This window comes from Streptomyces achromogenes subsp. achromogenes (assembly GCF_000720835.1).
Taxonomy (GTDB): Bacteria; Actinomycetota; Actinomycetes; order Streptomycetales; family Streptomycetaceae; genus Streptomyces; species Streptomyces achromogenes.
On the sequence record NZ_JODT01000041.1, the window covers coordinates 15,440 to 30,616 of the forward strand.

The 15,177-nt window shown below is 70.9% G+C and carries 12 protein-coding genes; 3 read left to right on the plus strand and 9 right to left on the minus strand.

Annotated features, from left to right (window positions below):
- Positions 1 to 117 precede the first annotated feature (117 nt).
- Positions 118 to 678: a GPR1/FUN34/YaaH family transporter gene (locus tag IH25_RS0131865; RefSeq protein WP_030618653.1), complete on the plus strand. Its 561-nt coding sequence runs from the start codon at positions 118 to 120 to the stop codon at positions 676 to 678.
- 69 nt (positions 679 to 747) lie between these two features.
- On the opposite strand, the gene glmS is transcribed toward IH25_RS0131865, so the two are convergent.
- Complete coding sequence (gene glmS, locus IH25_RS0131870) at positions 748 to 2,565, minus strand: glutamine--fructose-6-phosphate transaminase (isomerizing) (RefSeq protein WP_030618655.1); 1,818 nt, start codon at positions 2,563 to 2,565, stop codon at positions 748 to 750.
- A 76-nt stretch (positions 2,566 to 2,641) separates the two neighbouring features.
- On the minus strand, positions 2,642 to 2,899 hold the full coding sequence (locus tag IH25_RS0131875) for a hypothetical protein (protein WP_030618657.1): 258 nt from the start codon (positions 2,897 to 2,899) through the stop codon (positions 2,642 to 2,644).
- Between the two features lie 165 nt (positions 2,900 to 3,064).
- Between IH25_RS0131875 and IH25_RS0131880 the strand changes: the two genes are divergently transcribed.
- Positions 3,065 to 4,630 carry a purple acid phosphatase family protein gene (locus IH25_RS0131880; protein WP_030618659.1) on the plus strand — a complete coding sequence of 522 codons (1,566 nt, stop codon included), beginning with the start codon at positions 3,065 to 3,067 and terminating at the stop codon, positions 4,628 to 4,630.
- A gap of 22 nt (positions 4,631 to 4,652) precedes the next feature.
- On the opposite strand, the gene IH25_RS0131885 is transcribed toward IH25_RS0131880, so the two are convergent.
- Entirely contained in the window at positions 4,653 to 5,543 is an 891-nt protein-coding gene (locus IH25_RS0131885) for a DUF4429 domain-containing protein (RefSeq protein ID WP_030618661.1), read from the minus strand.
- An 85-nt stretch (positions 5,544 to 5,628) separates the two neighbouring features.
- Here IH25_RS0131885 and IH25_RS0131890 point away from each other — a divergent pair, with 85 nt between their 5' ends.
- A complete protein-coding gene (locus IH25_RS0131890; RefSeq protein WP_030618664.1) occupies positions 5,629 to 7,230 on the plus strand; it encodes a beta-N-acetylhexosaminidase in 1,602 nt (533 codons plus the stop codon).
- Between the two features lie 66 nt (positions 7,231 to 7,296).
- On the opposite strand, the gene IH25_RS0131895 is transcribed toward IH25_RS0131890, so the two are convergent.
- The 6 genes from IH25_RS0131895 to IH25_RS0131920 form a co-directional block, all read right to left on the minus strand.
- Entirely contained in the window at positions 7,297 to 9,069 is a 1,773-nt protein-coding gene (locus IH25_RS0131895) for an IucA/IucC family protein (protein WP_030618666.1), read from the minus strand.
- Positions 9,066 to 9,590, minus strand: a complete 525-nt coding sequence (locus IH25_RS0131900; RefSeq protein ID WP_030618668.1) for a GNAT family N-acetyltransferase — start codon at positions 9,588 to 9,590, stop codon at positions 9,066 to 9,068. The genes IH25_RS0131895 and IH25_RS0131900 overlap by 4 nt, the downstream gene beginning before the upstream one ends.
- Complete coding sequence (locus IH25_RS0131905) at positions 9,587 to 10,873, minus strand: lysine N(6)-hydroxylase/L-ornithine N(5)-oxygenase family protein (protein WP_030618669.1); 1,287 nt, start codon at positions 10,871 to 10,873, stop codon at positions 9,587 to 9,589. The genes IH25_RS0131900 and IH25_RS0131905 overlap by 4 nt, the downstream gene beginning before the upstream one ends.
- On the minus strand, positions 10,857 to 12,299 hold the full coding sequence (gene desA / locus IH25_RS0131910) for a lysine decarboxylase DesA (protein ID WP_030618670.1): 1,443 nt from the start codon (positions 12,297 to 12,299) through the stop codon (positions 10,857 to 10,859). The genes IH25_RS0131905 and desA overlap by 17 nt, the downstream gene beginning before the upstream one ends.
- Before the next feature lie 119 nt (positions 12,300 to 12,418).
- Positions 12,419 to 13,264: a siderophore-interacting protein gene (locus tag IH25_RS0131915; RefSeq protein ID WP_030618672.1), complete on the minus strand. Its 846-nt coding sequence runs from the start codon at positions 13,262 to 13,264 to the stop codon at positions 12,419 to 12,421.
- A gap of 52 nt (positions 13,265 to 13,316) precedes the next feature.
- Entirely contained in the window at positions 13,317 to 14,369 is a 1,053-nt protein-coding gene (locus tag IH25_RS0131920) for an ABC transporter substrate-binding protein (protein WP_030618674.1), read from the minus strand.
- Positions 14,370 to 15,177 lie beyond the last annotated feature (808 nt).

A 15,177-nucleotide genomic window follows, 5' to 3' on the forward strand; every position in this document is an offset into this window, starting at 1 on the left:
GCCCCCTCAACTCCCTTGGCGCACAGGCGAACTACTGGCGCGTAGCAGGTGTTCCGGCCCTGGTGGGGGGCATATACCGGGCACCGCACCACCGCACCCGCACGAAGGGAGCCCGCCGTGGACAACGACGTCTCAGCGGGAAACGTGACCACCGCCGCGGCCGGCCGGCTGGCCCTCGCCCTCACCCTCCTGGCGTTCGGGCTGGGGACGACCGGCGTCATCCACGGCGTGGGCGCCTCCGACACCGTGACCGTGGCCCACTACGTCGGCGGGGTCACCCTCTTCCTCGTCGGCCTGCTGGCCCTGCACGACGGCGCCGCCGCCTCCGGCGCGGGCTATGTCACGCTCGGCGCCCTGTGGTTCGCCTGGGCCGTGTCGGACCGCGGACCGGCCAACGCGGCCGGCCTCTTCCTGCTGCTGTTCGCCCTGGTCGCCCTCACCCTGACCCTCACCGGCCGGGACGCCCTGGGCCGGCTGATGTACGGGCTGTTGTTCCTGTCCATGCTGGTGCTGGCCGTCGCGGCCTTCGCCGGCAGTTCGGTGCTCGCCCGGGCCGGCGGCTGGACGGCCGTCGCCTCGGGGGCGGTGGCCTGGTACGCGGCGACGGCGGCGCTCGCGCACTGGCCGACGGTGGTGTCCCGGCGTGCCGCGGGCCGGGGGGTGACGGCCACCGGTTGAAGTCGAGCGGCATGAGAAGGACCCCCGCGTGCCCGGTGGCACACGCGGGGGTCCGTTCTGTGCTCGCGCCTACTCGACGGTGACCGACTTGGCGAGGTTCCGCGGCTTGTCGATGTCCCGGCCGAGCGCCTTCGCCGTGTGGTAGGCGAGGAGCTGGAGGGGGATGCCCATCAGGATCGGGTCCAGCTCGTCCTCGTTCTTCGGGACGATGATGGTCTGGTCCGCCTTCTCCTGGTGCTGGTGGGCCACCGCCAGGATCTTGCCCTCGCGGGCCTTGATCTCCTCCAGGGCCGCGCGGTTCTTCTCCAGCAGGTCGTCGTCGGGGACGATCGCGACCGTGGGCAGGGCCGGCTCTATGAGGGCCAGCGGACCGTGCTTCAGCTCGGAGGCGGGGTAGGCCTCGGCGTGGATGTAGGAGACCTCCTTGAGCTTCAGGGAGGCCTCGCGGGCCACCGGGTAGCCCCGGACGCGGCCGATGAAGAGCATCGAGCGGGCGTCGGCGTAGCTCTCCGCCAGCCGCTTGATCTCCTCCTCCTGCTTCAGGATCTCGGAGATCTGCCCGGGCAGCTTGCGCAGGCCCTCGATGATCCGCTTGCCGTCGCGGACCGACAGGTCGCGGGTGCGGCCCAGGTGCAGCGCCAGCAGGGCGAAGGCCACCGTGGTGTTGGTGAAGCACTTGGTGGAGACGACGCAGACCTCGGGGCCGGCGTGGACGTAGACGCCGCCGTCGGCCTCGCGGGCGATCGCCGAGCCGACCACGTTGACCACGCCGAGGACCCGCGCGCCCTTGCGCTTCAGTTCCTGCACGGCGGCCAGCACGTCGTAGGTCTCACCGGACTGGGAGACGGCGATGTACAGGGTGTCGGGGTCCACGACCGCGTTGCGGTAGCGGAACTCGGAGGCCGGCTCGGCGTCGGCGGGGATGCGGGCCAGCTCCTCGATCATCTGGGCGCCGATCATGCCCGCGTGGTACGAGGTGCCGCAGCCGAGGATCTTCACCCGGCGGATCCGCCGGGCCTCGCGGGCGTCCAGGTTGAGGCCGCCGAGGTGCACGGTGGAGAACCGGTCGTCGATCCGGCCGCGCAGCACCCGGTCCACGGCGTCGGCCTGCTCGAAGATCTCCTTGTGCATGTAGGTGTCGTGGCCGCCCATGTCGTACGACTCGGCCTCCCACTCCACCGTGGTGGGCTCGGCGGTGGTGCGCGTGCCCTCGGTGGTGTAGGTGCGGAAGTCGTCGGCCTTGAGGGTGGCCATCTCGCCGTCGTCGAGGGTCACTATCTGGCGGGTGTGGGTGACCAGCGCGGCGATGTCGGAGGCGACGAACATCTCCTTCTCGCCGATGCCGAGGACGACCGGGGAGCCGTTGCGGGCCACCACGATCCGGTCCGGGAAGTCGGCGTGCAGGACGGCGATGCCGTAGGTGCCCTCGACCAGCCGGACCGCCTGGCGGACCTTGTCCTCCAGCTTCTCGGCCTGCGAGCGGGCGATCAGGTGGGTGAGGACCTCGGTGTCGGTCTCGGAGAGGAACTCGACGCCGTCCGCCTCCAGCTTGCGGCGCAGGTCGGCGGCGTTGTCGATGATGCCGTTGTGGACGACGGCCACCTTCTGGTCGGCCGACATGTGCGGGTGGGCGTTCACGTCGGACGGGGCGCCGTGGGTGGCCCAGCGGGTGTGGGCGATGCCGGTGGTGCCCTTGAAGCGCGCTGGGACCTTCGCCTCCAGGTCGCGCACCCGGCCCTTGGCCTTGACCATCTTCAGGCCGGGCGTCTTCGGGGAGGTGACGACGATGCCCGCGGAGTCGTAGCCCCGGTACTCCAGGCGCTGGAGGCCCTCCAGCAGGAGGGGGGCGACGTCACGCTTCCCAATGTAACCGACAATTCCGCACATATATAGAGGTATCCCTTGACTGTCGCTGGTCCGGGCGGGAGGGGTCTGGCTGAGTGGGTCCGGGCTGCGGCCGGGCTCAGCCGTAGACCATGCGGCGCAGCTGCCTGAGCGTCAGCTCCGGCGGCGCCACCGCCCGGTATTTCAGGTCCGCCTCGATCCGCTGGAAGATCTCCGCGTTCACCAGGCCCTGGGCCTGGAGCTCGCGGTGGCGGCGACGGACGTACTCCTGGGTCGTCTCGTCGAAGAAGGCGAGCACGTCCTGGACCACGCGCAGTGCCTCGCCCCGGCTCAGGGGCGTGGACCGCGTCAGATGATCTACGAGTTCGTCGTGCACCCGGTAGATCCTGGGGTACCGGCGCCTGTTTCGCAAGAATCGTGCCCGATTCCGGGCAGAGGGCTGTTGAAACTCTTATGGCGCCCTGTTCGCCCCCCGTCCATCCGGAGTCCCGCATCCCGTTGCCCGAGCCGACCAGTTTCAGACGCCATGGACATTCCTCGTATGGGCGTTCCCGAGAAGCTGGCCGAGCGCATGAGCATGGCCGAACAGCACGAGTACCTGCGGGCCGGATTCTCGCGGCGCACCATGATCCGGGGCGGCGCGGTCACGCTGGGCGCCGTCGCCGGCGGCGCGTTCGTGCCGGGGGCCACCGCCCAGGCCGCCGTGCCCGCCCGGCACACCGCCCCCGCCGCCGCCACGGCCGACGGCGCGCACGTCGCCCCCTTCGGCCGCCACCTGGCCTGGGGCAACGACCCGCGCACCGAGATCACCGTCTCCTGGCAGGTCCCGGTCGCCGTCAGGAAGCCGTTCATCCGGGTCGGCGCCCACCCCTGGGACCTCTCCCGGAAGATCGAGGCCGAGGTCCGCACCCTGTACACCCCGGCCGGGGTCGGCGCGAGCGGCGACCACACCCAGTACTACCTGCACGCCAGGCTCACCCACCTGCGCCCGGGGCGGACGTACTACTACGGCGTCGGCCACCAGGGCTTCGACCCGGCCGAACCGCACCTGCTGGGCACCGTGGGCACCTTCACCACCGCCCCCGCCCACAAGGCGCCCTTCACCTTCACCGCCTTCGGCGACGAGGGCGTCGGCTACCACGGCCTGGCCAACAACAGCCTCCTGCTCGGCCAGAACCCCGCCTTCCACCTGCACGCCGGCGACATCGCCTACGCCGACCCGTCCGGCGCGGGCAAGACCGCCGACACCGGCTTCGACGCGCGGACCTGGGACTCCTTCCTCGCCCAGACCGAGACCGTCGCCAAGCAGGTCCCGTGGATGCCGGCGTACGGCAACCACGACATGGAGGCCTGGTACTCGCCCAACGGCTACGGCGGCGAGGACGCCCGCTGGACCCTGCCGGACAACGGCCCGGACCGGAAGAACCTCCCGGGCGTCTACTCCTTCGTCTACGGCAACACCGCCGTCATCTCGCTCGACGCCAACGACATCTCCTACGAGATCCCGGCGAACCTGGGCATCTCCGGCGGAACCCAGACCACATGGCTGGAAGGACAGCTGAAGAAGTTCCGCGCCGCCAAGGACGTCGACTTCATCGTCGTCTTCTTCCACCACTGCGCCTACTGCACCTCCACCGCCCACGCCTCCGAGGGCGGGGTGCGCCAGGAGTGGGTGCCGCTGTTCGAGAAGTACACCGTGGACCTGGTCATCAACGGCCACAACCACCAGTACGAGCGCACCGACGTGATCAAGGGAGGCGAGGTCGCCAAGAAGCTGCCCATCGGCGGCACCGCCTACCCCGAGACCGACGGCGTGGTCTACGTCACCGCCGGCGCGGCCGGCCGCAGCCTGTACGCCTTCTCCGCCCCCGACACCTACGAGGGCCACGAGCACGAGACCGACTCGGTGGCCTCGTTCGTCAACACCGAGGACGGCAAGGTCCACGAGACCGTCGGCTGGTCCCGGGTGCGCTACCTGAACTACTCCTTCCTGCGCGTGGACGTCAGCCCCGCGCCCAGGGGCCGCCAGGCCACGCTGAAGGTGTCCGGCATCGCCGAGACCGGCGACCGCGTCGACCACTTCACGGTGTCCCGCACGGCCAAGTAGCCCCCGCTGTCGCGGGCGGTCCTCACAGGCGCTTGAGGACCGCCTGCTTGGCCAGCGCGAACTCCTCGTCCGTCAGCACCCCGTCGCGGTGCAGCTCGCCCAGCTCCCGCAGCCGCCGCAACAGCGTGTCGTGGTCGTCCCCGGCCGCCTGTTCCCCGGTCGTCCGCTCCCCGGCCCGCTGCTCCGGGATCCGTCCCGCCTGCGTCCGCGCGGCCGAGGGGTGCGGCAGCCGCGCCTGCACCGCCGCCGCGACCAGGGCCATCAGCGGGTCCTTCCGGAACCCCCACAACTCCACCGCGTTCGCGTCGTACTTGGGCGGTGCGCCCGCCGGCGCACCGCGGACCAGGAACCGCAGGTGCCCGTTCTCCAGACCGGCCGCCGGCTGCCACTCGACACCGGTGAGGTCGGCGAGCGGAATCGTGCGGGGTCCGGCCGACGCCTTGGACTCCTCCGTCTTCCAGTTCCACTCCAGCCGCACCCGCTCCCCGTCGAAGCCCGCGGTGCCGTCCCCGGCCGAGGCGGACACCGGCAGCGACGGGCCCGGCAGCAGGTACTCGTCCACCGGGTCCGGTGAAATCCCCTCCAGCAGCAGGGCGTTGCGCAGCTCGTCGGCGAGGTACTCGGCCACGCCGTACCGGTCGGGCTCCACGACCAGCTGATAGGGGTCGTGCGGCGCGGCGAGCCGGCCCGCGGTGGCCTGGAGCAGCGGATCGGCGCCGTCGCGCAGCCGCAGCCTGAGCCGCCCCGACTTCCGGCCCTGCTCCAGGGAGACCCCGGCCAACGCACGCAGCGGAACGACGAGTTCGCTCAGCTCACGGCGGAGCAGACCCACGCTCTTCTCCCCGCCCGGGGTGATCCGCAGGGTGTCGCCGTCGAACGCCCAGGTGCCGTCCTTCTGGATGATGTCCGCCATACGGGGATTGTTTCACCCGATCTGCGGCACAGTGGAGGACGACCCCGTCAGACGGTCAACCTCCCCTTAACCGAAGGGAGCGCATGTGAGACCGAACCACGGCACCACTCCCCGGACGTTCCGCGTCCTCGCCACCCTGCTGCTGCTCGCGGCGGCCGGTGCCTTCGGCGTCGGCGCGGCCCCCGACGTCCAGGCGGCCGCCCCCTCGCCGCTGGACCGGGTGGTCCCGGCACCCGTCTCCGCCAAGCCGGGCGGCACGCCGTACCGCATCACCCGCGCCACCCGCATCCGCGTCGACGGCTCCGCCGAGGTCCGCCGCGTCGGCGCCTACCTCGCCGGCATCCTGCGCCCGTCCACCGGCTACCCGCTGCCGCTCACCGACCACGGCAGCGGCGGCATCCGGCTCCGGCTGCGAAACGGCGACTTCGGCGCCGAGGGCTACCGGCTGCACAGCGGCGCCGGCGGCGTCACCCTCACCGCGCGCACCCCCGCCGGGCTCTTCCACGGCGTCCAGACCCTGCGCCAGCTCCTCCCGCCGGCCGTCGAGAAGAAGACCGTGCAGCGCGGCCCCTGGCGGATCGCCGGCGGCACCGTCGAGGACCGCCCCCGCTACGCCTACCGGGGCGCCATGCTCGACGTCGCCCGGCACTTCTTCACCGTCGCCCAGGTCAAGCGCTACATCGACCAGGTGGCCCTCTACAAGGTCAACGAACTGCACCTGCACCTCAGCGACGACCAGGGCTGGCGCATCGCCGTCGACTCCTGGCCGCGCCTGGCCGCCTACGGCGGCGCCACCCAGGTCGGCGGCGGCCCGGGCGGCTACTACACCAAGGCCGACTACCGCGAGATCGTCCGCTACGCGGCCTCCCGCTATCTGGAGGTCGTCCCCGAGATCGACATGCCGGGCCACACCAACGCGGCCCTGTCCTCCTACGCCGAGCTCAACTGCGACGGCGTGGCACCCCCGCCCTACACCGGCACCCGGGTCGGCTTCAGCTCGCTGTGCGTGCCCAAGGAGGTCACCTACGACTTCGTGGACGACGTGATCCGCGAACTGGCCGCCCTCACCCCCGGCCGCTATCTGCACATCGGCGGCGACGAGGCGCACTCCACCAGCCACCCCGACTACGTGGCCTTCATGGACCGGGTCCAGCCGGTGGTCGCCCGCTACGGCAAGACGGTCATCGGCTGGCACCAGCTCACCGGCGCCCGCCCGGCCCCGGGCGCCCTCGCCCAGTACTGGGGCCTGGACCGCACCGCCGCGGCCGAGAAGGAACAGGTCGCGCAGGCCGCCCGGAACGGCACCGGGATCGTCCTGTCCCCGGCCGACCGGATCTACCTCGACATGAAGTACACCGACGCCACCCCCATCGGCACCAAGTGGGCGGGCCTGGTGGAGGTGCGGCGCTCCTACGACTGGGACCCGGGCTCCTATCTCGCCGGGGTGCCCGCCTCGGCCGTCCGGGGCGTCGAGGCACCCCTGTGGACGGAGACCGTGCAGACCACCGCCGACATCGAGTACCTGGCCTTCCCTCGGTTCGCCGGGGCGGCCGAGCTGGGCTGGTCGCCGGCCGCCCGGCTGGGCTGGGACGGCTACCGTGAGCGGCTGGCCGCGCAGGGCCCGCGCTGGGACGCCCTCGGCATCGGCTATTACCGCTCGCCGCAGGTGCCCTGGCCGGCACCCTGACCGGCGGAAAACCGACGGGCACCCCGGAGGACCGTACTCCGGGGTGCCCGTCCGCCCGCGGGGCCGTCAGAACCCGGCGAGGGGGTTCTTCAGGGTGCCGACCAGCTGGAGCGCGCCGGACGGATCGGCGAGGTCCACCATCTGCTTGTTGTTGCGCAGCTGGAGCCGGTTGAGGCAGGACAGCGCGAACTCCGGGGCGAACATGTCGTACTGGCGGAACCGGTCGGCCAGCTGCGGATTCGCCTCCTGGTACTCGCGGGTGACCTCGGCGACCGTGCGCCAGAAGCCGTCCTCCTCCAGGACGCCCTCCTCGGCGAGCTGCGCGGCGAGGAAGCGGAAGAAGCAGTCGAAGACGTCCGTGAAGATGGACAGCAGCTTCTTGTCCTCGGGGACCTCCACCCGGATGCGCGCCACCTCCGGCGGCAGCGCCGCGTCCGGGTCCATGACGGCGATCTCCTCGGCGATGTCCTTGTAGACCGCCCGCCGCACGGCCCCGTCCCGCAGAACCAGGATCGTGTTCTCGCCGTGCGGCATGAACACCAGGTCGTAGGCGTAGAAGCTGTGCAGCAGCGGGGTGTAGTAGGCCCGCAGATACCGCCGCAGCCACTCCACCGGGGCCAGGCCCGACCGCTCGATCAGCGCGCCCGCGAAGGAGGCGCCCTCGTGGTCGACGTGCAGCAGCGAGGCCATCGTCGCCAGCGACTCGCCCTCCTCCAGCGAGGGCACCGGGCTCTCCCGCCACAGCGCGGCCAGCATCTTGCGGTACGGCGAGTAGCGGTCGGTGGCCCGCTCGTACTCCAGGTGCCGGTAGCCGACGGCCGCCCGCTCCCGGATGATCGACAGACCGCTCGCCTTCAGCACCGGGTCGCCGTCGATCAGCCGGGCCAGCCAGTCGTTGATCGCCGGGGTGGCCTCCATGTAGGCGGCCGACAGACCGCGCATGAAGCCCATGTTGAGGACCGACAGGGCCGTCTTCACATAGTGCTTGTGCGGGGCGCTGGTGTTGAAGAAGGTACGGATCGACTGCTGGGCCAGGTACTCGTCGTCGCCCTCGCCGAGCGGCACCAGCAGGTCCCGGGCCACCTCGGCGGCGAAGGTGACGCTGAGCTTGTTCCACCACTGCCAGGGGTGCACCGGTATGAACAGGTAGTCGGCGGGGTCCAGGCCCCGGCCGGTGAGCCCGGCCCGGAACCGCGCCACCGTCTCCTCGCCCAGCTCCTCGCGCAGGAACGACTCGTACTCGATGCCCACGCCGGCCGTGAACGCGGCCCGCGAGCGGTGCGCGGCCAGCCACACCAGCCGGACGGGGCTCGCCGTCTCCGGCGCGTACGACAGGTACTCGTGGACGCCGAAGCCGAGCCGCCCGTTGTTCGCGACGAAGCACGGGTGGCCCTCGGTCATCCCGGTCTCGATCGCCTGGAACCCGGCCCGCGTCAGCTCCGCCGAGGTCACCTGCGGCTTGGTGAGCTTGTAGCAGGTGCCCGACAGGGTGGAGGAGATCTCCTCCAGGTACACCGGCAGGATCTCGTCGCTCAGCCCCAGCGACTCCTTCAGCTCGATGAAGAAGTCCAGCGCGGCCAGTTCGAGATCGCCGCCGTCGCGGTGCCGGGTGATGGAGTCGGGGTCGATCTGCCAGTGGTCCAGGGCCCGGCGCACGGCGGTGAACCGGTAGCTGGTCAGACCGTCGTCGCTGCGGACGACGTACCGGCCGCCGCCCTGCTCCTGAGGGGTGAGCAGCCGCTCGTGCGCGAACTCGGCGAGGGCCTTGCGCACCAGCAGGCGGTTGGCCCTCGCCCACCGCTCGGGGGACAGGTGGGACACGGCGTCGGCGAGGGTCATGCGGTCACCGCCTTCTCGAACTGCTCACGGGTGCAGAAGCTCAGCAGCGCCCGCTTCTCCGGCTTGTCCATCTCCCGCTCGGGCACGAACCCCACGGCCGCGTTCAGGGCGTGCACCGCCGTGTTGCGGACGTCCGGCTCGACCACGACCCGCTCCACCGCCGGGTCCTCGAACAGGTGCGCCATCACGGCGGTGATCACGGCCCGGGTGAACCCGTGCTCGGGGGTGTCCGTGGCCGGCGTCAGGAAGTGCATGCCGACATCGCCCGGCCGCGCCTCGTACAGCCCCACCAGTTCCCGGTGCGCGGGGTCGTACTTCTCCATCAGGAACACCGGCTCACCGTCGCGCAGCCCGAACAGCGCGTGGTGGTGCTCGTCCGCCGCTATCTCCATATAGGCCCGCTCGACGTCCTCCAGCCGCGCGTCCTGCATCATCCAGAACGCCGCCTTGGGATGCGTGACCCAGGCGTGCAGCAGCTTGGCGTCGTTCAGGGGATCGACGGGTCGGAAGGTGAAAGTCATACGGCGAACTCCTGGAAGGCGATGGACTTCTCGACCGGGTAGTACTCGGTGCCGAGCAGTTCTCGGATGATGTACGCGTTCCGGTACGCGCCCATGCCCAGGTCGGGGCTGGTGATGCTGTGGGTGTGGACGCCGGCGTTCTGCAGGAAGACCCCGCGGCCGGTGACGTCCACGCTGTAGTTGCGGGCCACGTCGAAGCGGCCGTGGCCGTCGAAGCGGAGCCGGTCGCGGATGGGGTCGAGGAAGGCCGGCGGGGTGTAGTGGTAGCCGGTGGCCAGGACCAGGCCCTCGGTGCGGATCTCGAAGTCCTTGTCCTGCTCGTCCTGGTGGAAACCGAGGGTGTAGGCACCGTCCGCGTACGTGGCCGTGCGCAGCGTGGAGTTGGTCAGCAGCCGGGTGGGCACCGGGCGGTCGCCGCTCTCGACGTTCTTCTGGTACAGCAGGTCGAAGATGGAGTCGATCAGATCCGAGTTGATGCCCTTGAACAGGCCCTTCTGCTGCTTCTCCAGCCGGTAGCGGGTCTCCTCGGGCAGCGCGCGGAAGTAGTCGATGTAGTCCGGGGAGGTCATCTCCAGCGTCAGCTTGGTGTACTCCAGCGGGAAGAACCGCGGGGAGCGGGTGACCCAGTTGAGCCGGTAGCCGTGGGCGTCGATCTCCGAGAGCAGCTCGTAGTAGATCTCGGCCGCGCTCTGGCCGCTGCCGACGACGGTGATGGACTCCTTCCCCAGCAGCTCCGCCTTGCGGTGCATGTACTGGGAGGTGTGCAGGAAGTCCCCGCCGAGGTCCCGGCACGCCTCGGGCACGAACGGGACGGTGCCGGTGCCCAGCACCAGGTGCCGGGCGCGGTAGGTCTCCCCGGCCGCGGTCCGCACGGCGTACAGCTCACCGTCGTGGACCACCTCGGTCACGGTGGTGCCGAAGCGGACGCTGCTCAGTTTCCCGGCGGCCCAGCGGCAGTAGTCGTCGTACTCGACGCGCAGCGGGTAGAAGTTCTCGCGGATGTAGAACGAGTACAGTCTGCCCTTCTCCTTCAGGTAGTTCAGGAAGGAGTACGGCGAGGTCGGGTCGGCCAGGGTGACCAGGTCCGACATGAACGGGGTCTGGAGGTGGGCGCCGTCCAGGAACATCCCGGCGTGCCACTCGAAGTCGGGCTTGGACTCCAGGAAGACGCCGTCCAGTTCGGCGATCGGCTCGGTCAGGCAGGCGAGGCCGAGGTTGAAGGGGCCGAGCCCGATCCCCACGAAGTCGTAGGTCTTGGTCGGGCTGTCAGGACGCGCGGTCAAGGGACTCTCCCAGGTACTGCTCGGCATGGCCGGCGATCAGATCGAGGACGGCGGCGATGTCGTCCGCCTTGGTCTCGGGGTTGAGCAGGGTGAACTTCAGGTAGTGGCGGCCGGCCACCTTGGTGCCCGCGACCACGGCGTCGCCGGAGGCGAACAGGGCCTTGCGGGCGTAGAGGTTGGCCCGGTCGATCTCGGCCGGGTCGGTGACGGCCGCCGGGATGTAGCGGAAGACGAGGGTGGACAGGGAGGGCTCGACCACGACGTCGTAGCGCGGGTCGGCCGCCAGCAGCGCCCAGCCCTCGCGCGCCAGGTCGCACACCTCGTCGAAGAGCTGTCCGATGCCGTCGGCGCCCATCGTGCGCAGGGTCAGCCACAGCTTGAGGGCGTCGAAGCGGCGGGTGGTCTGGAGGGACTTGTCCACCTGGTTGGGGATACGTTCCTGCACCATGCGGCGCGGGTTGAGGTACTCGGCGTGGTAGGTGGCGTGCCGCAGGGTGGCCGCGTCCCGGACCAGCACGGCGGAGGAACTGACCGGCTGGAAGAAGGACTTGTGGTAGTCGACGGTGACGGAGTCGGCGCGCTCGATGCCGTCGATGCGGTCCCGGTACTTCAGGGAGGCGAGCAGCCCGCAGCCGTAGGCGGCGTCCACGTGCATCCACACGCCGTACTGGGCGCACAGCCCGGCGATCTCCGGCAGCGGGTCGATGGAGCCGAAGTCGGTGGTGCCGGCGGTGGCGACGACGGCCATGGGCACCAGGCCCTCCCGCGCGCACCGCTCCAGCTCGCGGGCGAGGGCGACCGTCTGCATGCGCTTGTCGTGGTCGACGGGGATGGTGACGACGGCGTCCGGGCCGAGGCCGAGCAGTTTCGCGGACTTCTTGACGCTGAAGTGGCTGACCTCGGAGGCGAAGATCCGCAGTTTCGCGAGCGAGTCGCTCTTGGCCTCCTCCCGCGCGAGCAGCAGCGCCTGGAGGTTGGACTGGGTGCCGCCGGAGGTGAACACGCCGTCGGCGGCCGGGCCGAGGCCGATGCGGGCGGCCGTCCAGTCGATGAGCTTGCGCTCGATGAGGGTGCCGCCGGCCGACTGGTCCCAGGTGTCCAGCGAGGAGTTGACGGCGGACAGCACGGCCTCGGCGAGCACCGCCGGGATGACCACCGGGCAGTTGAGGTGGGCCAGGTAGCGGGGGTGGTGGAAGTAGACCGCGTCCCGCAGGTAGACGTCCTCCAGTTCGTCCAGGACGGCGGTGGTGTCGCCCAGCGGACGGTCGAGGTCGATCGCGTCGATGGCGGGGGAGAGGGCGTCCACGGTGACGCCGGTGAACGGACGGTCGGTGGTGGCGAGTTTGGCCGCCACCCGCTCGACTCCTTCGGTCACGGAGCGGCGGTAGTGCTCCGCGGTGAGGCCATTGAGCAGGTGCGAGCGCATGTGGGGGTCCTCCGAGGGGACGATCCGTGCGGGATGATCTTAGGTTAGCCTAACCTAAGTTTCGCGGAGGGAGGCATGCCTCTCCCAAGGCCGGATCAGGCCAAAGGGGGAGGGGCGGGCTACTCGCCCGTCGCGCGGAGCTGTTCCTCCGTCAGGCCCTGGCGCCAGTAGCCGACGAACGTCACCCGCCGCCGGTCCACCCCGCGTTCGCCGACGAAGTGCCGCCGCAGGGCCTTGACCTGACCGGACTCCCCGGCGAGCCACACATACGGCCGCTCGGCGGCGGGCAGCGCGGCGGCCCGCACGGCGTCGACGGCCATGGGGGACCCGTCGTGCCGCACGAGCCACGTGATCTCCGCGTCCGCCTCCGTGCGCACGTCCTGTATGTCACCGGCGTGCGGCACCTCCAGCCAGGCCCGGACCCGGGTGCCGGCGGGCAGGGACTCCAGGATCGCGGTCGCGGCGGGCACGGCCGTCTCGTCGCCGCACAGGACGACGAGGTCGGCGTCCTGGGGCGGGCGGAAGCGGATCGCGCGGTTGTCGGCGACGGCCGGCCCGAGCAGCAGCACCCGGTCGCCGGCGGCGGCCCGCGCGGCCCAGCGGGAGGCGGGACCGGCCGGGGTGGCGGCACCCGGCTCCACGCCGTGCAGGGCGAAGTCGATGTCGATCTCGTCGGGGTCGCGGCGCAGCGCCCGCAGCGTGTACGAGCGCATCACGGCCCGTACGTCGTCCGGGAGTTCCCGCCAGCCCTGCCACCAGCCGTCGCCCAGCTCCAGCGGGACCGCCGGTTCGCTCTGCCCGGGGTGCGGCAGGAACAGCGACAGGGACTGGTCGCGCCCGTCGGAGTGGAAGGCGTGCAGGTCGGTACCGGTGAAGGTGACCCGGACCAGAGACGGGCCGAGCCGCCTCGTCCGTACGACCTGGAGGGAGAAGAAACGGAACGGGGCGGCTACGGCCGTGGTCATGTGTGGCTCCTGAGGGCGGGGTTCAGGGCTTTGTGGGAGGGCTGGACCGTCGTCAGCTGACCTTCTTGGCCTTCTCCAGGGCCTCGGCCAGCTTGGTGAGCAGCGGTACGCACTTGTCGTACGAGAGGATCGGCTCGGGGGAGCGGGGGATGACCTGACCCGCCTTCACCGCGGGCAGCTTCTTCCAGGTGGCCTTGGTGAGGTCGGCGGGCTGGATCGCCTGGGAGCGGTCGTCCATCATGATGATGTCGGCGCCGTACTTGTCGACGTTCTCCCAGCTCAGCGCCTCGTACCAGCCGCCGCCACCGTTCTTCTGCTTGGCAGCCTCGGACGGCTCGACGAAGTTCACGCCGAGGGACTTGAAGTACTCCAGGTCGATGGAGAGGTTGCTGCCGGAGACGTAGAACAGCTGGTCGCTGGCGCTGCCGACCATCACCTTGAGGTCGGGCTTGGCCTTCGCGGCGGCGCGCAGGCGGGCGGCGGCGTCCTCGAACCGCTTCTTGGCGTCGGTGACCTTGGCGGCCTTCATGTCGGCGCCGAGCGACTCGGCCAGGTCCCACATGCGCTGGAGCGGCTGGGTGAGCTGACGGTCGTAGACGGAGATGCCGACGCTGGGGGCCAGCTGGTCGATCTTCTTCTTCGACTCCTCCGGGACGTACCAGAGGGTGCCGGCGCCGTCGAACATCGTCGTGATGAGGACGTCCGGGGCGAGGGAGGCGTACTTCTCGATGTTGAACTGGCCCCAGGCGTTGCCGAGGATGGTCACCTTGCTGATGTCCATGTCGCCGGCCTGGACGTCGGGCTTGCCGGCGGTGGTCTTCGTCGGGCCGAAGACGCCCTTGACCTGGATGCCGTAGTCGTACAGCGCGGCGCCGACGCCGGTGAACGCGACGATGTTCGCGGGCACCTTGTCCAGCTTCACGGTCGTGCCGCGGTCGTCCTTGTACGACCAGGGGCCGGACTTGCCCGCGCCCTTGCTCCCGCCGGAGCCGCCGTCTGCGCCCTTGTCGTCCCCGCAGGCGGCGAGCGCGGCCCCGAGGCCGAGGGCGCCGCCCGCGGCGAGCAGTCCGCGGCGAGTGAGGTGGGTGGCACGGGCATGGGACATGGGTATGACTGCTTTCGACCGGGGCGAAGCGCCCGCCGGACAAGTTCGAAGGTAGGTTAGCCTAACCTCAGCTGATGTCCAGAGGGTGGGGTTGCCCTGCTGCGTGGGTCGCGTTCACCTCTTCCCTCAAGTGGCCGTCGGGCCGCTCGCTTCTCGGCGAGTGTCGGGCTTCCGCGAGGTGAGTCAAGGGCGCGTTCCGCGTCGGCTTCGCCGATGGGCCTGCGGCCCACCCTTGACACACCTCACTCCAGCCCGGGGAAGAAGCGAGCGAGCGGCCGAAAGAACAGTGGCCCACCCCGGTACCGGACCCCTGGGCGAGCTACAACCCCCTGTCGGCAAGGATGCGCACTCGCGCCTCGCCAGCACGCCGGGCAGGCTTAGCGACTTCCGGCCCGGTGGGGCGTGGTGCGCGTTCGCGTCTCGCCAGCACGCCGGGCTGGTTAAGCGGCTTGCGGCCCGGGGGCGGGTGCGCGGTTGCCTCTCGCCTGCACGCCGGACGGGGTCGGCGGCTTGCGGAGAGTGGGTGGTTCGCGATCGACGGAGGCTTCTCGCCAGCGCACCAGCACGTCATTGCGCCAGCGGGTCGGTGGGCTCGGGGGCTGCGGACGCGCGGGCGGCGCATGCCCCCTCGCCCACCGGCCCACGGGCGTATCGGCCAGCGGCTCACCGGAACGCCGGGCCGGTGGCCTGGTGGTGGGGGCGGCACTCGGCGGCCAGGGTCAGGGGGTGGTTAGTTATGGGCAAGCAGTCCAAAACGAGCCCCTCGGCAGCCCGCGCCCACGGTTCCATTCGAGGGGGCGATGCTGCT